At 68.3% G+C, this 18,373-nt stretch carries 16 protein-coding genes; 7 read left to right on the forward strand and 9 right to left on the reverse strand.

What is annotated here, in order from left to right; translation table 11 throughout:
- The first annotated feature begins 160 nt into the window (after positions 1-160).
- Positions 161-1,186, forward strand: coding sequence for a phosphoribosylformylglycinamidine cyclo-ligase (purM, locus tag Q8Q77_RS05765; RefSeq protein WP_305582070.1), 1,026 nt, complete (start codon positions 161-163; stop codon positions 1,184-1,186).
- On the opposite strand, the gene Q8Q77_RS05770 is transcribed toward purM, so the two are convergent.
- The 5 genes from Q8Q77_RS05770 to ndk all read right to left on the reverse strand — a co-directional run bounded on the left by Q8Q77_RS05770 (position 1,187) and on the right by ndk (position 5,583).
- A complete protein-coding gene (locus Q8Q77_RS05770; protein ID WP_305582071.1) occupies positions 1,187-1,969 on the reverse strand; it encodes an enoyl-CoA hydratase/isomerase family protein in 783 nt (260 codons plus the stop codon).
- Positions 1,966-3,186 carry a CoA transferase gene (locus Q8Q77_RS05775; RefSeq protein ID WP_305582073.1) on the reverse strand — a complete coding sequence of 407 codons (1,221 nt, stop codon included), beginning with the start codon at positions 3,184-3,186 and terminating at the stop codon, positions 1,966-1,968. Before Q8Q77_RS05775 ends, Q8Q77_RS05770 begins: the two co-directional genes overlap by 4 nt.
- Positions 3,187-4,350 carry an acyl-CoA dehydrogenase family protein gene (locus Q8Q77_RS05780; protein WP_305582075.1) on the reverse strand — a complete coding sequence of 388 codons (1,164 nt, stop codon included), beginning with the start codon at positions 4,348-4,350 and terminating at the stop codon, positions 3,187-3,189.
- 388 nt (positions 4,351-4,738) lie between these two features.
- Positions 4,739-5,038, reverse strand: coding sequence for a hypothetical protein (locus Q8Q77_RS05785; RefSeq protein WP_305582077.1), 300 nt, complete (start codon positions 5,036-5,038; stop codon positions 4,739-4,741).
- Between the two features lie 125 nt (positions 5,039-5,163).
- Complete coding sequence (gene ndk / locus Q8Q77_RS05790; protein ID WP_305582079.1) at positions 5,164-5,583, reverse strand: nucleoside-diphosphate kinase; 420 nt, start codon at positions 5,581-5,583, stop codon at positions 5,164-5,166.
- A gap of 137 nt (positions 5,584-5,720) precedes the next feature.
- On the opposite strand from ndk, the gene Q8Q77_RS05795 reads away from it, so the two are divergent.
- The 3 genes from Q8Q77_RS05795 to Q8Q77_RS05805 all read left to right on the forward strand — a co-directional run bounded on the left by Q8Q77_RS05795 (position 5,721) and on the right by Q8Q77_RS05805 (position 10,614).
- Positions 5,721-7,604, forward strand: a complete 1,884-nt coding sequence (locus Q8Q77_RS05795) for an ABC-F family ATP-binding cassette domain-containing protein (protein WP_305582081.1) — start codon at positions 5,721-5,723, stop codon at positions 7,602-7,604.
- A gap of 205 nt (positions 7,605-7,809) precedes the next feature.
- Complete coding sequence (locus tag Q8Q77_RS05800; protein ID WP_305582083.1) at positions 7,810-9,186, forward strand: serine hydrolase; 1,377 nt, start codon at positions 7,810-7,812, stop codon at positions 9,184-9,186.
- Between the two features lie 69 nt (positions 9,187-9,255).
- Positions 9,256-10,614 (forward strand): M20/M25/M40 family metallo-hydrolase, encoded by a 1,359-nt coding sequence (locus Q8Q77_RS05805; protein WP_305582085.1) that lies wholly within the window; start codon positions 9,256-9,258, stop codon positions 10,612-10,614.
- A 4-nt stretch (positions 10,615-10,618) separates the two neighbouring features.
- Here Q8Q77_RS05805 and Q8Q77_RS05810 read toward each other — a convergent pair whose 3' ends face one another.
- From Q8Q77_RS05810 to Q8Q77_RS05825, 4 genes are read right to left on the reverse strand one after another with little or no spacing between them, the layout of a single operon-like run.
- On the reverse strand, positions 10,619-10,945 hold the full coding sequence (locus Q8Q77_RS05810) for a peptidase inhibitor I78 (RefSeq protein WP_305582087.1): 327 nt from the start codon (positions 10,943-10,945) through the stop codon (positions 10,619-10,621).
- A complete protein-coding gene (locus Q8Q77_RS05815; protein WP_305582327.1) occupies positions 10,942-11,400 on the reverse strand; it encodes a DNA polymerase III subunit chi in 459 nt (152 codons plus the stop codon). Before Q8Q77_RS05815 ends, Q8Q77_RS05810 begins: the two co-directional genes overlap by 4 nt.
- Positions 11,397-12,077, reverse strand: coding sequence for a hypothetical protein (locus Q8Q77_RS05820; protein ID WP_305582089.1), 681 nt, complete (start codon positions 12,075-12,077; stop codon positions 11,397-11,399). Before Q8Q77_RS05820 ends, Q8Q77_RS05815 begins: the two co-directional genes overlap by 4 nt.
- 13 nt (positions 12,078-12,090) lie before the next feature.
- A complete protein-coding gene (locus tag Q8Q77_RS05825; protein WP_305582091.1) occupies positions 12,091-13,572 on the reverse strand; it encodes a leucyl aminopeptidase in 1,482 nt (493 codons plus the stop codon).
- Positions 13,573-13,724: 152 nt separating this feature from the next.
- Between Q8Q77_RS05825 and lptF the strand changes: the two genes are divergently transcribed.
- Genes lptF through Q8Q77_RS05840 form a run of 3 tightly spaced genes read left to right on the forward strand, consistent with a single transcriptional unit; the run spans position 13,725 to position 18,327 of the window.
- Complete coding sequence (gene lptF, locus Q8Q77_RS05830; protein WP_305582329.1) at positions 13,725-14,873, forward strand: LPS export ABC transporter permease LptF; 1,149 nt, start codon at positions 13,725-13,727, stop codon at positions 14,871-14,873.
- Complete coding sequence (locus Q8Q77_RS05835; protein ID WP_305582092.1) at positions 14,870-15,973, forward strand: LptF/LptG family permease; 1,104 nt, start codon at positions 14,870-14,872, stop codon at positions 15,971-15,973. The genes lptF and Q8Q77_RS05835 overlap by 4 nt, the downstream gene beginning before the upstream one ends.
- A gap of 59 nt (positions 15,974-16,032) precedes the next feature.
- Positions 16,033-18,327, forward strand: a complete 2,295-nt coding sequence (locus Q8Q77_RS05840) for an LPS-assembly protein LptD (protein WP_305582093.1) — start codon at positions 16,033-16,035, stop codon at positions 18,325-18,327.
- Positions 18,328-18,373: the final 46 nt, after the last annotated feature.

Below are 18,373 nucleotides of genomic sequence, written 5' to 3' on the forward strand. Positions count from 1 at the left end.
GAAGGGCTGGCCTTTGATTTTGTCGCAGAACGCCTGGAGCTCGGCGGTGGTTGTAATCGGCGTCATCAAGTAGCTATACGCTCGCGAGTGGCCGAGTCTGCAAGCGCCGGATGCGCGCGGAGGCCAATTTCTTACCTGCCCAGAGTCCTAAAGGCGTCACATGACCGACCGGCCCAATGGCCTCACCTACGCCCAGGCCGGCGTCGACATCGACGCCGGGAACGACCTGATCGAGCGCATCAAGCCCTTGGCCAAGGCCACGCGGCGACCGGGGGCGGACGCCGCTCTGGGGGGGTTCGGCGCGTTGTTCGACCTGAAGGCGGCCGGCTATTCCGATCCCCTGCTGGTCTCCACCACCGACGGCGTCGGCACCAAGCTGAAGATCGCCATCGAAACCGGCCAGCACGACACCGTGGGGATCGACCTGGTGGCCATGTGCGTCAACGACCTGTTGGCCCAGGGCGCCGAGCCCCTGCTGTTCCTGGACTATTTCGCGACCGGCAAGCTGAACGTCGAGGAAGCGACGCGGGTGGTCGGCGGCATCGCCGAAGGCTGCAAGCAGGCCGGCTGCGCCCTGGTGGGCGGCGAGACCGCCGAGATGCCGGGCATGTATTCCGACGGCGACTACGACCTGGCAGGGTTTTCGGTCGGCGCGGTCGAACGCGGGGCGGTGCTTCCGACCCTAGGCACGCAAAAGGCCGGCGACGTGCTGATCGCGCTCGGCTCCAGCGGCCCGCACTCCAACGGCTATTCCCTGGTCCGCCGGGTGGTCGAGCGCTCGGGCCTGGCCTGGGACGCCCCCGCCCCGTTCGCCAAGGGCAAGACCCTGGCCGAGGCGCTGATGGCCCCCACCCGCATCTATATCAAGAGCGTCCTGCCGCAGATCAAGGCCGGCCGCATCAAGGGCGCGGCCCACATCACCGGCGGCGGCTTGATCGAAAACCCGCCGCGCGCCATCGCCGACGGCCTGGTGGCCAAGTTCGACTGGGACGCCTGGGCCTTGCCCCCGGTGTTCCAATGGCTGGCCGAGGTGGGCGGGATATCCGAACACGAGCTGCGCCGCACCTTCAACTGCGGGGTCGGCATGGTGCTGATCGTCGCGCCCGAGCATCTGGCCGACGCGCTGGACGGCCTGCTGGGCGCCGGCGAAGAGGCCTTCGTCTGCGGCGAGCTGGCGGCGACCTGACTACTCCCCCCGAAACACCGCCGTCCGCTTCTGATTGAACGCGGCGACGCCTTCGCGGCGGTCTTTGGTCTTGAACAGGCGGTTGTACTGGACGAGCTCCAGCGCCATGGCCTTGTCCAACCGAAGCGCCGCGCCGCCCTGGACCACGGCCTTCAGCGCCCTGACCGACAAAGGCGCCTTCGACGCGATCACCCGCGCGCGCTCCAGAACCTGGGGCATCAACTCGTCGGCGGGAACCACCCGGTTGAGCAGGCCGAAATCCAGCGCCTGGGTCGCATCGATCGGCAGGCCCGACATCAAGAGCTCCGAGGCGCGCCGCGCGCCGGCGGCGCGGACGATGTACTGGGTGCCGCCAAGGCCCGGGATAATGCCGAGCCCCACCTCGGGCAGACCCAGACGCGCGGTGTCGGAGCCCCAGGCGAAGTCGCAGGCCAGGGCCATCTCGCAGCCTCCGCCCATGGCTGCGCCGTTGACCGCCGCGATGATCGGGAATGGACAGGAGAGCTGGGCGCGGATCATCGCCTCGAACATCACATGCTGCTCGCCCCAGGCGGCGTCGGTCATGCCGTCGCGCTCCTTGAGGTCGGCCCCGGCGCAGAAGAACCGCCCCGCCCCGGTCAGCACCGCGACCCGGACCTTGGGGTCCTTGGCCATGGCCTTCCACAGCGCCAGCAGCTCTTCGCCCATGGCAGTGCTGAGCGCGTTGGCGGCGTCGGGTCGCGAGAGCGTCACCAGCCGGACGCCCTCGCCGGCCTCGCCAACCGTGATCGTCTTGAGTTTCATGTCTCCTCCGGTCCGGCGACCAGCCCTGCGTCGTGCAGCCGCGCGATCTCCACGCCCGAGAGCCCCAGCACCTCGCTGAGCACCTCGTCGGTATGTTGTCCCAATCGTGAGGCCGGCCGGGCCGGCGCTCGCGCCTCCTGCGGTATGGTCCCGGCAAAGCCCGCCGCAGGATAGGTCCGCCCGCTGGGATGGACGATGTCGGCATAGACGGGGTTGCCCTTGAACAGGCGCGGATCCTCGGCGGCCTGGCTCATCGGCTGGTAGGGCCCCCAGCAGACCCCTTCCCGCTCGAAGGCCGGAAGCAGATCGGTGAGGGTCTTGCGGGCGAAGGCGGCCTCGAAGATCGGCAGCAGTCGGGCCCGGTGATCGAAGCGCAGTCCCTCGTCGGCGGCGAAGCTCAAGGCCAGCTCGGCTTCCAGCGCCGCGACCGGCGCCTCGATCTCAAGGACCTGCAGCAAACCCTTCCACTGGCGGGCAGTGATCGCCACCAGCATGATCCGGCGGCCATCCTTCAACACGAAGTCGCGGCCGAAGGCGCCGTAGAGGTCGTTGCCCATCCGCGGCCGGTCCGAGCCGGCCAGGGACTCGGCCAGATAGCCGAGATTGGCCATTGTGGAGCCGGCGATATCCGACAGCGGGATACGGATCTCGCGCCCCTTGCCGTCCTTGGCCCGCGCGCTCACCGCCGCCACCAGGGCGAAGGCGGCGTAGGCGCCGGTCAGCAGGTCCCAGGCCGGCAGGACGTGGTTCACCGGTCTCAGATCGTCGGGATGGCCGGTCATCAATGGCACGCCCACGGCGCTGTTGACCGTGTAGTCCACCGCCGGTCCGCCGTCGGCCCAGCCCATGACCCGTGCGCAGATCAAGTCGGGCCGCAGGGCGGCGAGCTTTTCGTAGGACAGGAAGCCCTCGACCGGGAAGTTGGTCACGAACACCCCGCCCTCATCGCCCGGCGCGGAGGCCAGGCGCGCCGCCAGGTCCCGGCCCTCGGGGCGCGAAAGGTCGATGGCGACGGACTTCTTCGACTTGTTCAACCCCTCCCAGTAGAGGCTGTCGCCGCCCGGGGTCAGCGGCCAGCGCCGGAAGTCCGGGCCACCGCCGATATTGTCGAAGCGGATCACCTCGGCGCCCAACTGCGCCAGGTAGAGACCGCAGGTCGGCCCCGCCACGAAGGCCGAACCCTCGACGACCCGCAGGCCCTTCAGGAGGTCGTACATTCAGAAGCTCTTGGGCATGCCCAGCACGTGGGTGCCCACATGGCTGAGGATCAGGTTCGTGGAAATCGGCGCCACCTGGTAGAGGCGGGTTTCGCGGAACTTCCGCTCGATGTCGTACTCCTCGGCGAAGCCGAAGCCGCCGTGGGTCTGGAGACAGGTGTCGCCCGCGAACCAGGACGCTTCGGAAGCGAGAAGTTTGGCCATGTTGGCCTCAGTGCCGCAGGGCTGACCCGCCTCGAACAGGCCAGCCGCCTTCTGCACCATCAGTTCGGCGGCGCTGACCTGGACGTGGGCGCGGGCGATCGGGAACTGCACGCCCTGGTTCTCACCGATCGCCCGGCCGAACACTTGGCGCTCGGTGGCGTAGGCGCTGGCCCGGTCGATGAAGAACTTACCGTCGCCGATGCATTCGGCGGCGATCAGGATCCGTTCGGCGTTCATGCCGTCCAGGATGTAACGGAAGCCCTTGCCCTCCTCGCCCACCAGGTTCTCGGCGGGAACCTCCAGGTCGTCGAAGAAGAGCTCGGTGGTGGCGTGGTTGAGCATGGTCCGCACCGGACGGATGGTCAGCCCATTGCCGACCGCCGTGCGCAGGTCGACCAGCAGCACGCTCATCCCGTCCGAAGCGCGCGCGGCCTCCTCCCGGGGCGTCGTGCGCACCAGCAGCACCATCAGGTCGGAGTGCTCGGCCCGGCTGATCCAGATCTTCTGGCCGCGGACCACGTACTTGTCGCCGTCGCGACGGGCGAAGGTGGAGATGCGGGTTGTGTCGGTGCCGGCGCCGGGTTCGGTGACCCCGAAGGCCTGGAGACGCAGCTCGCCGGTGGCGACCTTGGGAAGATAGGCTTCCTTCTGCGCCTGGCTGCCGTGCTTCAACACCGTGCCCATGGTGTACATCTGGGCGTGACAGGCTCCGCCGTTGCAGCCCGAACGATGGATCTCCTCCAGCACCGCGGTGGCCGCCGACAGGCCCAGGCCCGAGCCGCCATATTCTTCGGGGATCAGGACCGAGAGGAAGCCCGCCTCGGTCAGGGCCGTGACGAAGTCGGTCGGATAGGTCCGCTCGCGATCGAGCGCGCGCCAGTACTCGCCCGGGAACTGGGCGCACAGCCTGCGCACCGCCTCGCGGATTTCAGGGAAGCTTTCGCCGGCCGCAGCGCTCACGCATTTCCTCCTCGCCTGTGGTTCAGCTAGCGCGCCGCGCGCGCCAGGGAAACGGCCAGATCAGACGTAACCGTACGTCAATCAAACCGGCGCGTAAGGGCAAACCGAATCCAAGGTTACTGAATTTCAACCATGTTCTGATGGAACTTCGCGGGTGCGGAACTGTTCGAGCACCATGGACGGGTTGACTATGGACCGTGAGCAACGCTTACAAAAGGAGGCCCTAGGCCTCTGGAAGGCACTAAGTTCAGAGCCGCCGCCGCGCGGCTTGAAAGGCGCTCGCCTGCTGGACGCGGCCATGGGCCTTAAGCCGCCCGTGGATTACGATCGGATGTATTCCCCTCACCTGCGCGACAGCCTGGTCACCCGGCCGAAATAGGCTGGCCGCTCAGATTCTGATCTCGAAATAGGCCGTGTCGCTGCCGGCGCTGTAGGCCAGGACCTTGATGCGGCAATCGCGACCGTCATCCAGCTTCAGGACCGCATCTCCCGCGCGGAACAGGTCGTCGGCGATCTCAGGCGCCGTGCGCAGCAGCCCGCGCAGCGGGCTGTAGGCCGAGGCCAGCGTCTTCATCTGACCGGTGATCTCGTAGTCGACCGTACCGCTAAAGGTCTGGAATCGAAGCTCGCCGACCCCGGCTGTAACTGGCGGTGGGTTCTTACGGATGACGGGCTCCTCCAGAGACAATCAAGCCCCGCCCGGCGGGGAAGCCGAACGGGGCCTGTTTTTCGCGGCGGGTCCGCTGGGACCGGGTGGGGCTCGACGCCGCGCGTTACATCAACGCGCCCACGGCCAAGCCGTTCCCAAGAAAATCAGCCGACGATCTGATCTTCAGTGAAGAACTGCGCGATCTCGATCTTGGCGTTGTCCTGGCTGTCGGAGCCGTGGACCGAGTTCTCGCCGACATTGAGGGCGAACAGCTTGCGGATGGTGCCGTCGGCCGCCTGTTCCGGGTTGGTGGCGCCCATGACTTCGCGATAGCGGGCGACGGCGTTGTCGCCTTCCAGCACCTGCACGACCACCGGGGCCGAAGTCATGGTCGCGACCAGTTCTCCGTAGAACGGACGCTCCTTGTGGACCTCGTAGAACGCCTTGGCCTGGGCCTCGGTCATCTGGATGCGGCGTTGGGCGACGATGCGCAGGCCGGCGTCCTCGATCACCGCATTGACCTTGCCGGTCAGGTTCCGCTTGGTCGCGTCGGGCTTGATGATCGAGAAGGTGCGTTCGGTCATGGTCTTGGACTTGTCTTCTTATTGGGGAGGCGCGGGTCAGCCCGCGCGGGGTGGCGGGCTTATAGCCGCACGATGTGACATCGCCAAGCACAGCGGTCGCCACGGGGCGCGACCTCTGCTAAGGCCCCGCCCTCGCCATGCTGCAAATCAATGATCTGACCTTCGACGCCTGGGGCCGCCGGTTTTTCGACCACGCGAGCGTCAGTCTCCCTGTGGGCGCCATGGTGGGGCTCGTAGGCCGCAACGGTGTGGGCAAGACCACGCTGTTCAAGCTGATCCTGGACGAACTGCATGCCGGCGACGGCGAGATCGGCTATCCGAAGTCCGCGCGCATCGCCTCGGTGGACCAGGAGCACCCGGCGACCCCGGTGACGCTGCTGGACACCGTGCTCGCCGCCGACGAGGAGCGCGAACGGCTAACCGCCGAACTGGACACCGCCGAGCCCGAGCACCTGGGCGAGATCTACGCCCGCCTGGCCGAGATTGGCGCCGATCGCGCGCCGTCGCGCGCCGCCGAGATCCTGTCGGGCCTGGGTTTCTCCAACGCCGACTTGGCGCGGCCGATGTCGGAGTTCTCCGGCGGCTGGCGGATGCGCGTGGCCCTGGCCGCGGCCCTGTTCGCCGAGCCCGACCTGCTGCTGCTGGACGAACCGACCAACTATCTCGACCTGGAAGGCGCGCTCTGGCTGGAGTCGCGGCTGAAGAAATACCCGCACACGGCGGTGATCATCAGCCACGACCGCGAGATTCTGAACAACAGCTGCGACCACATCCTGCATCTCGCCGACGGCAAACTGACCCTCTACGCGGGCGGCTACGACAGCTTCGAGCGCCAGCGCGAGGAGAAGGCGCGCCTGCAAGAGGCGAACAAGGCCAAGGTCGACGCCCAGCGCGCCCACCTCCAGGCCTTCGTCGACCGCTTCCGCGCCAAGGCGTCCAAGGCGACCCAGGCCCAGTCGCGACTCAAGATGCTGCAGAAGCTGCCGCCGGTCTCCTCGGTGGTGGCCGAGCACGTCGCGCCCTTCGTCCTGCCCTCCCCGGCGCGCGCGCTCGCCCCGCCGCTGCTGCGGCTGGAAGGCGTGTCGGCCGGCTATGACGAGACGCCGATCCTCAAGCACATGAACCTGCGGCTCGACCTGGACGACCGCATCGGGCTGCTGGGCGTCAACGGGGCGGGCAAGTCGACCTTCGCCAAGCTGGTCGCCGGCGCGCTCCAGCCCCAGGCCGGCGAGTTGAAGCGCTCGCCCCGGCTCAAGGTCGGCTGGTTCCACCAGCACCAGATCGAAGCCCTGGACCCCAGCGACACCCCACTCGACATCATCCGCACGGTGATGCCCGAGGCCTCCGAGGCCAGCCGCCGCGCCCGCCTGGCGCAGTACGGCCTGGGGCACCAGAAGGTCGACACGACCGTCGACAACCTGTCGGGCGGGGAGCGGGCGCGACTGCTGCTCAACCTGGTGGCCATGGAGGCGCCGCACCTCCTGATCCTGGACGAACCGACCAACCACCTGGACATCGACAGTCGCCGCGCCTTGTTGGACGCGCTCAACGACTATGAGGGCGCGGTGATCCTGATCACCCACGACCGCTCACTGATGGAGCTGGTCGCCGACCGTCTGTGGCTGGCCGCGGACGGCAGCATCGAGCCCTTCGACGGGGACATGGACGACTACGCCAAGTTCGTTATCGACCGGGCCAAGCAGGCCGGCAAGGCCCCGAGCCAGGTGAAGGCCCCTGAGCCGACTGCGCCGCCGAAACCCGTCATCGCGCCGAAGGCCAAGGTTCCCACCGGAACCGCCCGCCGCCGCGCCGAAGCCGCCGAGGCCGCGCTGGGCCGCGCCACGCAGGCCCTCGCCGAGATCGACAAGGCGCTCACCGACCCCAAGGTTTTCGCCCAGGACCCCGCCAAGGCCGCCGACCTGGGCCGCCGGCGCGACCAGGCCCAGGCGACCCTCGACGCCGCCGAACTGGAATGGCTGGAGGCCAACGAGGCCTATGAGGCGGTCAAGAGCGACGCCTAACCCTTTCCATCGTGCAACCTCTGCGGCTAGGCTCGCGCCATGCCCGACGAAGCCCGCATCGTCTATCTACTCCTGGTCCTGGTCCTACTGGCCCCGGCGGGCTTCGCCGCCCTGCGCCGCATTTTCCGCAAGCGCGATTGAGCCTGACCAAGCGTTTGCCCCGATGGGCTCACACGCCTAGGCTGCATCCAACAGGGGGCGTCGAATGCATCGTCGATCAGTGCTGGCGGGAGCGTTAGCCGCGTTCGGATCGGGGGCGTTTGACCCTGCGTTGGCCCGGATTTCGCCGGTCCCCTCGTTTGCCAAGGCGACTCTCGACGCGATAGTCGCGAACACGACGAGCGCTGGTGGGTTCGTCGCAGCGGCACGAGGCGGGCGGATGATCGCCTTTTACGACTGGGGCTCCGCCTCCCTGCCCTTTCAGCAACCGGTGACGCCGCAGACGCTCTTCCACATTGCCTCCTGCGGCAAGCAGTTCACGGCGCTGGCGGTCCAGCAGTTGGCTGAGGCCGGTAGGATCAAGCTGGATGACCGACTGGGCGACCATCTGAAGAGCTTGCCGGCGAGTTGGGCCGCCGTGCGGCTCAGCCAACTGCTTCACCAGACCTCAGGCCTCCCCGACTATCTTGAAATCCTTGGTGAGTGGGATCGTCCTCAAGGTCGCGCCAAGGTGATCGACAGGATGGGGGGCGAGCCGGTCTTGTTCCAACCGGGCGCATCGTGGTCGTACAGCAACACGAACTATCTCGTCCTCGGGTGGCTGATCGAAGAGGTCTCAGGAATTGGGTACGCCGACTACCTCGACCGCTTCCTGTTCAAGCCGGCCGGCCTGCCCCGCGCTCGCGCTGACGCGGGCGGCACGCCGATCCTGGGCCGTGCCGAACCCTACGAGTTCGAGGGCGGCGCTTTCCGACACGCACCGCGCATGGAGACCGGCGTGTCGCAAGCGGCCGACGGTGGCGTGCTGTTCTCGGCCTCGGACCTCGCGCCGTGGCGCGCGGCGGTTGACGGAGGGAAGCTGATCTCGGCGGCCGGAAAGATCGCGGCTGAGTCGCGAGCACCCCTGACGACGGGCCGCTTCGCGCCTTACGGCTTCGGCCACTTCCTGGATCGCGTGCACGGCAAGGAGGTGCTTCACCACTCGGGCGGCGCGCCAGGCTTCGTGTCGTTCTGGATCACCTTTCCGGACTCCGGCCTCTCCGTCCTGGCGGCCACGAACACCTGGGCGAAGACTTTGCCGCCGCTACGGATCATGGCGCTGACCCTGGCCGAGTCGCTTGCGCCGGAGACCACCTATCTGAGCCTTTGGATGGCCAGTGGCGGGGACAGCCGCACAGCCCGCCTTCGGACATATCTCCAGCGCGGAGACGGCGCTGCTGACGCTGGGTTGTTCGCGCCTGAGTTGGCCGCGCACGGTGGCTTGAACCTGCCCAAACTCGACAACATCGAGGACATGGCCCCGGTGGAATCCTACTCGGTCTCAGGCGGCGAGATGGTTCGCTACCGGGTCCTCAGGAAGCCCTACGCCTCACATCTGCTGGCCGGCTGGACCACTGACGAGCGCCTGTTCTGGTTGGGCTGACCGCGCGAGCTTGTTGAGGTCGACGCCCGACGCATCGTACTGATCCCTACGATCAGTCAGGACCTTCCCATGCGCGCCATCCTCGCCGCCGCTCTCCTCGTCGCCACTCCGGCCCTGGCCACGCCGAAGCCGGACCTCCAGCTCTCCAGTGTCGCCGAGGACGTCAGCGAGGCGCGGCTGCGGAGCACGATCGAGAAGCTGGTGGGCTTCGGCACCCGCCACACCCTGTCGGACCGGGTCTCGAACACCCGCGGTATCGGGGCGGCGGAGCGCTGGGCGGCCTCGGAGTTCGAGGCCATGTCGAAGGCCTGCGGCGGCTGCCTGGAGGTTGTCGTCCCCAAACAAACCTTCACCGGCCGGCGCGTGCCCAACCCCACCGAGATCGGCGCGATCCTGGCGATCCAGAAGGGGACCACCGATCCGGACCGGGTGATCGTCATCTCCGGCCATATCGACAGCCGGGTCACCGACCCGATGAACGCGACCAGCGACGCGCCGGGCGCCAACGACGACGCATCGGGCGTGGCTGCGGTGATGGAGGCCGCCCGCGTGCTGTCGAAGCACAAGTTCCCCGCCACCCTGGTCTATGCGGCGCTGGAGGGCGAGGAACAGGGCCTCTACGGAGGCAAGGTGCTGGCCGCCTTCGCCAAGCAGCGCGGCTGGCGCGTCGAGGCCAACCTCAACAACGACATCGTCGGCAACACACGCGGCGCAGGCGGCGAGGTGGTCCGCGACCGGGTCAGGGTGTTCGCCGAGGGCACCAAGAGCGTAGAGACGCCGGAACAGGCCAACCAGCGGCGCTACAACGGCGGTGAGGTCGACAGCCCCTCGCGCAATCTCGCCCGCTTCGTCGATGCTCTGGCCGCGCGGCAAACCGCCGACCTCGGCAAGCTGGACGTGATGATGGTCTACCGCACCGACCGCTACGGCCGTGGCGGCGACCAGGTGGAGATGCTGGCCGCGGGCTTCCCCGCCGTCCGCGTCACCGAGGCCGCCGAGCACTATGACCGCCAGCACCAGGACCTGCGCACCGAGAGTGGCCGGGTCTATGGCGACACCATCGACGGGGTGGATTTCCCCTACCTCGCCCGCGTCACCCGGCTGAACACCATGGCCATGGCCGCGCTCGCCAGGGCGCCGGCCCCGCCGGAGGGCGTCAAGATCGAGGGCGCGGTTTCGCCCGACACTAAGCTGAGCTGGACTGCGGTTCCCGGCGCCGTGGGCTACCGCGTCCACTGGCGCGCCACCACCGAGCCGCAATGGAGCCATTCGCGCAACACCGCCGCCACCGCCGAAACGCTCAAGGGCGTGGTGATCGACGACTGGTTCTTCGGGGTCTCATCGGTGGCGGCCGACGGCTCGGAGAGCCCCGTGGTCTTCCCGGGCCCGGCGGGCTCCTTCGTGTCACCGCCGCCGGCCGCGAACTAGGGCCCTACCCGCACCTCACCTCTTTCACGACGCCGGTCGCCGCGTCGTAGAAGAAGTTCAGCCGGCGTGGATTGAAGTCCATGGTCACAGGGCAGGTGGTGCAGGCCACCCGCTGCAAGGCGGGCTGCACAGGAACCGGGATATCGGAGCGCGACCGGCCGACGAACCTTTGGGCCTCGACGGCGCCGCACTGGTCGGCCGAGGGCCGCGGCTGGTATGGGGCGGGCGCCGGAGCGGGCCGTGGCGGCGGAGCCGGTGGCGCGGGCGGCGGCGGTTCCGCGCAGGCCGCGAGCGCTAAGAGGCCTACGGCCATCAGGATCGTGGTCCTCATGCCTGTTTCTCCCAACCGCGAGCCTGTTGCTTCCAGTACGAAGCCGGGTGCCCCTTGGCCTTGAGCGCGCTCCACTGGCTGCGCGCTACGGCCAACTGCGTCTCATCGCGCCCGTCGAACAGCACGATGCAGCGCTCATAGGCCTCCAGTTCGCCGGGATCGGCGCCGTCGACAAGGAACAGGGCGTCGGCGCCGTTCGGGTTCTCGAAGACGGTGGTGAGCAGCACCGGCTGGCGCGCCGCGCCCGGTTCATCGGCCGGCGCGTGGGGCAGGAAGCTCTCGTCGCGATAGGTCCAGAGCCAGCCGTCCAGGCGCTCCACCCGCTCGGCCTCGCGGGCGCGAACCACGGCCTTCCAGCCCCGCGCCAGGGTCTTCTCCAGCAGTTCGGGCAAGACGTCTTCCAGGCCCGATCGCTCCAGGTGATAGAACCAGACCTCGCAGGGGGCGGCCATCAGGGAGCTCTCCGGACCAGTCGCACCAGGGACGACGCCACCTCGGCAGGGTGACTCATCATGGCCAAGTGCGAAAGCTCCAGTCGCAGGGTGGGCCGTCCCAGGGCGCGGGCCTGGGCGGCCTCGGCCTCATAGGCCTTGGAGAGTCGCAGATAGCTCCAGCCGACGCCCAGCGGCATCTCCAGGGCGGGGGCAGGTTCGTCGAAATAGCCTAGCGGGGCCGGCCGCAGTTCGGCGAGGAAGGCTTCGCGGATACGTCCTTCAGGAGCGAGCGCGGCGATGGCGCCGGGCGGAAACCACTGGTCCCAGGATGGCAGCAGGCCGTCGCTCGCCGCGGCGCGAAGGGCTTCGCCCAGCGGAGCCGCGGCGGTGTCGAACCAGGATCGGCCGGGATGGGGCAGGATGGCGTCGACGAACACCATCCCCGCCAGCCGGCTTTCGGCCAGGGCCGCGACGGACGCCGCCAGTCCCCCCGCGCCGGAATGGAGCACCAGCAGGTCGCCCGGTTCGACGGCCTGGGCCAGCGCCGCGGCGAGCGCCGGGTAGTAGGGCCTGGCGACCCCCAACCAACCCGGCAGGGTCGCGACCTGGGCGGCGTAGCCCCGCGCGGCGAGTTCGGCCGGAACCTCGCCCCACGAGGCGGGGCCGACCAGCGGGCTGTGGACCAGGATCAGCCGCACGCCCGCTCCGCCGTCAGCCTTCGTACTTGTCGGCGACCATCCGGTTCAGCAGGCGCACGCCGAAGCCGGTCGCGCCTTCCGGGATGGTCGGAACGCTGGAGGGCTTCTTCCAGGCGGTCGAGGCGATATCCAGGTGCGCCCAGGGCAGGCCGTTGGCGAAGCGCTGGATGAACAGGGCCGCGGTGATCGAGCCGCCCGGCCGGCCGCCGGTGTTCTTCATGTCGGCGATCATCGAGTCGATGTTCTTGTCGTACTGCGGCGGCAGCGGCAGCCGCCACAGGGGCTCGCCCTCCGCGCCCGACGCCGCCAGCAGGTTGGCCGACAGCTCGTCATTGTTGGAAAACAGGCCGGCATAGTCGTTGCCCAGGGCGATGATGATCGCCCCGGTCAGCGTCGCCAGGTCGACCATGAACTTCGGCTTGAACCGCTGCTGGCAGTACCAGACGGCGTCGGCCAGGACGAGACGGCCCTCGGCGTCGGTGTTGATGATCTCGATGGTTTGGCCGGACATGGAGGTGACCACGTCGCCGGGACGCTGGGCGTTCCCGTCGGGCATGTTCTCCACCAGGCCCAGGATGCCGATGGCGTTGACCTTGGCCTTGCGGCCGGCCAGCACGTGCATCAGGCCCGCGACGGCGCCGGCGCCGCCCATGTCCCACTTCATGTCTTCCATGCCGTCGGCGGGCTTCAGACTGATGCCGCCGGTGTCGAAGCAGACGCCCTTGCCAACGAAAGCGACGGGCTGGGCCTTCTTGTCCTTCGCGCCGTACCACTTGATGACGGCGAGCTGGCTTTCGCGGATGCTGCCCTGGCCGACGCCCAGCAGGCTGCCCATGCCCAGCTTGGCCATCTCGGCCTCACCCAGGATCTCAACCTCGAGGCCGAGGCTCTCCAGCGCCTTCACCCGGCGGGCGAACTCTTCCGGATAGAGGACGTTCGGCGGCTCGGAGACCAGGTCGCGGGAGAAGGCCACAGCGTCGGCGAGCGCGGCGTAAGGCGGGAAGGCCGCCAGGGCCGCGTCGGCCTCGCTGGTGACGATCTGGGTCTTGATGACCGTGGGCTTCTTGTCCGCCGGTTCCTTGGTGCGGTAGCGGTCGAAGCGGTAGGCGGCCAGGCGCACGCCCAGGGCCGCGCGGACGGCGGTGTCGGCGCCGTCCTTGGGCAGGACCACGCGAAGGACCGTCAGGCCCGAAGCCTTGACCGCGCCATAGGCGCTGGCGGCGGCATGCTCGACGGCGAGGTCGTCGAAGGCGTCAGCCTTGCCCGCGCCCACCAGCACGATGCGCGCGGCGGCGCCGGAGGCGCCCTGCACGTCCAGGACCTGGCCCTTGGCGCCGGTGAACCGGCCGCCGGCCACGGCGCGGCTCAGCGCGCCTCCAGCCTGGGTGTCGAGCTCGCCAGCCGCGCCGGCCAGGACGTCGCCCTCGAACACGATGACGGCCAGGGCCGTCTTCTCCGCCAAAGCGGCTTTCGCCGCGACGAACTCGATCTCCATAAGTCCCTCAAACTCCAGACGATGGGGCCTGCGCCCGTGGGCTCAACTACCGGGAGCGTTCCTGCGGCGGTTGTGTGGCGCGGCGACGCATGATTTAGAACAGCTTCCGCGTGGGGGCGCGCAAAATCCCCGCCGAGGCCGACTTTTCTTCCATGCCGCTGATCGACCGCTATCTGTTCCGCCAGCTCCTGGGACCGACCGTGCTGGCCACGGCGGCGCTCACGGCCGTGGCCTTGCTGAGCCAGAGCCTCTCGGCCCTCGACATCATCGTCAGCCAGCGTCAGAGCGCCCTGGTTTTCGCCAAGGTCACCCTGCTGGCCCTGCCCCAACTCCTGAACATGGTGCTGCCGATCGCCGTGTTCGTGGCGGGCTTGGTGGCCCTGAACCGGCTGCACACCGAGCAGGAGATCGTGGTCTGCTTCGCCGGCGGCATGAGCCGATGGCGGGTGATCTCGCCGGCGCTGCGGCTGGCCTCGATCATCACCGTGCTGGCCCTGGCCATGAACCTCTGGATCCAGCCCGCCGCTTCACGCGAGATGCGCCAGACCCTGTTCAACGTGCGCACGGACCTCGCCTCGACCCTGATCCGCGAGGGCGAGTTCACCGCGCCCGCGCCGGGGCTGACCGTCTACGCCCAGACCGTCGACGGGACCGGGCTGATCCACAACCTATTCATCCACCAGGAGAAGGACGGCGGCGGCGCCACCACCTACACCGCCGACACCGGCCGCCTGGCCAAGCGCGGCGACAAGCCCGTTCTGGTGATGCAGAAGGGCTCCAACCAGGAATTCAGCGACGCCGGCGTGCTGAACTACCTGTCCTTCGACGAGTATATCTTCGACCTATCGCCGTTCATGGCGACCGGCGAGATGATCCACTACAAGCCCTCCGACCGCTATTTGCATGAACTGCTGTTCCCCGACCTCCAGCAGTCCTGGGAACAGCGCAACCGCCTCAAGCTGATGGCCGAGGGCCACAATCGGCTGGCCAGCCCGCTCTACAACATCGCCCTGATGGCCATGGCCCTGTCGGCGATCATCGGCGGCGGCTTCTCGCGCATGGGCTACGGGAAGCGCATCGCCACGATCGGCGGGGCGGCGGTCGGGGTGCGCATCCTGGGCTTCGTCGTCCAGGCGGGGGCGGAGTCGGCGGCGTGGCTGAACCTGCTGCAATACGCCGTTCCGATGGTCGCGACCTGGTTCGCCCTGCGCAGCGTCTTCCGGCAGAAGGTCTCGCGCTTCATCGACATGCAGCTGAAGCCCTCGCGGATCTCGCGGCGGGCGGCGGGAGCGGCGGCATGATCGGCATGGGCCAGCTTGAACGCTATGTGATGAGCCGCACCCTGGCTGGGGTCGGGGCGGCGCTGGCGGTGATCTCCGCGGTCATTCTGCTGGTCTCCTTCGTCAACCTCTCGCGGGAGGTGGCGGTGCGGGCCGATGTGGGGGTGACCCAGCTCTTCGGCCTGACCCTGTTGCAGGCGCCGTCCACCATCCTGCTGCTGCTGCCCTTCGTCTTCCTGTTCGGCGGGATCGCCTCCTATGTGGGGCTGAACCGAAGCTCCGAGCTGGTGGCCATGCGGGCCGCCGGGATCTCGGCCTGGCGCTTCATCCTGCCCTCGGCGGGCGCCGCCTTCCTGATCGGCGTCGTTACGGTGCTGGTGTTCAACCCGCTCGCCGCGGCCTTCAGCGCCCGCTACGAATCCGACCGAGCCGACCTGATGGAGAACTACCTCACCGACGCGCCCCAGGAGGTGTGGCTGCGCCAGGGGGACGATCGGACCCAGATGGTGATCCACGCCAAGTCCCGCGACACGGTCCAGGGGACGGTGCGCCTGAAGGACGTGTCGCTGTTCGTCTACCAGAAGAACAAGCAGGGCGTACCGGAGTTCAAGCGCCGGCTGGAGGCCGCCGAGGCGCGGCTGCTGCCCGGCTACTGGCGCCTGACCAATGTCCGAGAGGCGTCGGCCGGCGAGAATTCTGTGCGCTCCGACTCGCTGTCGATTCGGTCCACCCTGGACGCCGAATCAGCCATGGAGCGGTTCGCCGCGCCGGAGTCGGTGGCCTTCTGGCGTCTGCCCGCCGCGATCCGCATGACCGAACAGGCGGGTTTCTCGGCTGGCGGCTACCGGCTGCGCCACCAGCAGCTGCTGGCCACGCCGGTGCTGTTCGCCGCCATGTCGATCCTGGCGGCGGCGTTTTCCCTTCGCCTGGCCCGTCTTGGAGGCCTTGCAGGGCTGGCGGGCGCGGGCGTCGGCCTTGGTTTCGTCGTCTTCTTCTTCAACGAGTTCTCAGGGGCCCTGGCTGACGCCGACATCATTCCGCTGTTCGCGGCGGCCTGGGCGCCGCCGGTTGTGGCCCTGCTGTCGGGCCTCGCCCTGCTCTGCTACACCGAAGACGGTTGAATCGTCGGCGTTCCCGGCTATGCATCCGGTCACACCGCGTTGAGGGGATCCTTGGCTTCATGAGTTTGCGCAGGCGTTCAGCCTCGGCCAAGCGCGGCCTGCTCGCGGGCGTGGCGCTTCTGGTGCTGTCGGCGGCGCACGCCCACGCCCAGGCGCCGAAGACCGGCCCCGCGCCGGACGGCCTAGCCGAGGGTCAGCTGTACATGGAAGCCGACCTCGTCGTCCGCGACGACAAGAACAAGGTCACGACCGCCAAGGGCGATATCGAGGTCCGCTACCAGGGCCGCACCCTGCGCGCCCAGGAGTTGGTCTATGACGAGACCAAGGGTGTCATGCGCGCCCGCGGTCAGACCTCCATTCTCAACGCCGACGGCTCGGTCGAGTACGCTGACGAGATCGTGCTGGACGACGCCATGAAGGCCGGCGTGGCCACCGGCTTCTCCGCGCGCCTGCCGCAGAACGTCAAGATCGCCGCGGCCAGCGCCGTGCGCCGGTCCGACCGGGTCAGCGAACTGAACCGCGCGATCTACACCCCCTGCGACGTCTGCGCCGAGGACGGGACCACGCCCAAGACGCCGACCTGGTCGATCAAGGCCGAGCGGGTGGTCCAGGATAAGGACCGCCAGCTCGTCTACTACCGCAACGCCGTGATCCAGATCTTCGGCGTGCCGCTGGTCTATCTGCCGGTGTTCTGGCACCCCGATCCCCAGGCGGTTCGCAAGTCGGGCTTCCTGCCGCCGGAGGCCTCGGCCTCCGACCGCCGCGGCCTGTCGTACGAGCAACCGTATCTGCTGGTGCTCTCGCCACATTCAGATTTGACGCTAAGCCCTCAAATCAACACGAAAGTTAATCCATTCGTCAACGGTCAGTACCGCAAGCGGTTCTATTCCGGCGCCGTGGATGCGCGGTTCGGCTACACCTACGACGAGGACTTCGACGGCAACGGCGACAAGTTCGGCGACGCCACCTCGCGCAGCTACGTCCTGGCCTCCGGCGCCTTCGCCATCAACGACAAGTGGCGTTGGGGCTTCACCGCCGAGCGCACGTCCGACGACCTGCTGTTCGACAAGTACGAGATCGGCGGCGTCTACGAGAACCGCGGACCCTATGTGGCCGACGACCGACGGCTGATCTCGCAGGTCTACGCCACCCGCGAGACCCGCAATTCCTACTTCTCCGCCGCCGCCTTCACGATCCAGGGGCTGCGGCCGGGCGACAACGAGCGGACGTTCCCGCTCGTAGGGCCGCTGATCGAGTCGCGCTGGGAGCCAGACTCGAAGATCGCCGGCGGTCGCCTGCGGTTCCGGGCCAGCGCCGTGGCGCTCACCCGCGAGCAGTCGCCGCTCAACGCCCCGCCCCTACGCCTGGACGGCCTCGACAGCCGCCGCGCCACCGGCGAGGTCGACTGGCGCGCGGTCTACACGACGAACGCCGGCCTGCGGATCGCGCCCTATCTGGAGGCGCGGCTCGACGCCTACAGCCTGGACGACAACTTCATCGGCGTGGTCGGGGTGGGGCCGAGGTCCAAGACCCTGTCGCGGGGCCTGGCCGTCGCCGGCGCGGACATATCTTGGCCATTTATACGTCAATTCAAAGATTTCTCGGTCATTCTTGAACCGATCGCGCAGATCGCGTTGTCGCCCGAACTCAAGCAGGTCGAGCTGGGCCGCAACGCGCTTGGGGAGCCCGTCTATCTGAACGAGGACTCCATCGCCTTCGAGTTCGACGAGACCAACCTTTTCCGGGCCAACAAATTCCCCGGCTACGACCTCTACGAGGACGGCCTGCGCGCCAATGTCGGCGCCCGGGCTTCGGTGTTCTGGGACGACGGACGGCGCGCCAGCCTGCTGATCGGGCGTTCCCTGCGCACCGAACGCAACGAGGTGTTCGGCGCCCAGAGCGGGCTGCGGCCAAAAGCCTCGGACTGGATCGTTACGGCCAGCGCCGAGCCGTTGCCGGGCGTCAGCTTCTTCGGCCGCGCGCGCTTCGACGCCGACGACTTCACCGTCCAGCGCGCCGAGACCGGCGCCAACGTCAATTCAAAGTGGGGTTACGGCTATGTCCGCTACCTGCGCGACCGAGCCGACCCCAACGGGCGCAAGGTCGAGAACCTCGACCTGGGCGGCGAGATCTATCTGACCAAGACTTGGGGCGTGACCGCCTACGGCAACCGTGACCTCGTGCAGAAGGCCTGGGTGATCCGCGACCTGGGCGTGGTCTACCGCGACGAATGCACCCGGCTCGACTTCATCTATCGCAAGGAAGACACGATCATCGGCCGCCTGGGCCCGTCGGAGTCCTTCACCTTCCGCCTAACCCTCGCCACATTGGGCGAACCGTTATATGGCAACTGACAACCGCGGCCCCGGAGCCGCACGCTACGGCGCTACGCTAAGGAAG

Origin of the sequence: Phenylobacterium sp. (assembly GCF_030698145.1) — a bacterium.
In the GTDB taxonomy this organism is placed as follows: Bacteria; Pseudomonadota; Alphaproteobacteria; order Caulobacterales; family Caulobacteraceae; genus Phenylobacterium.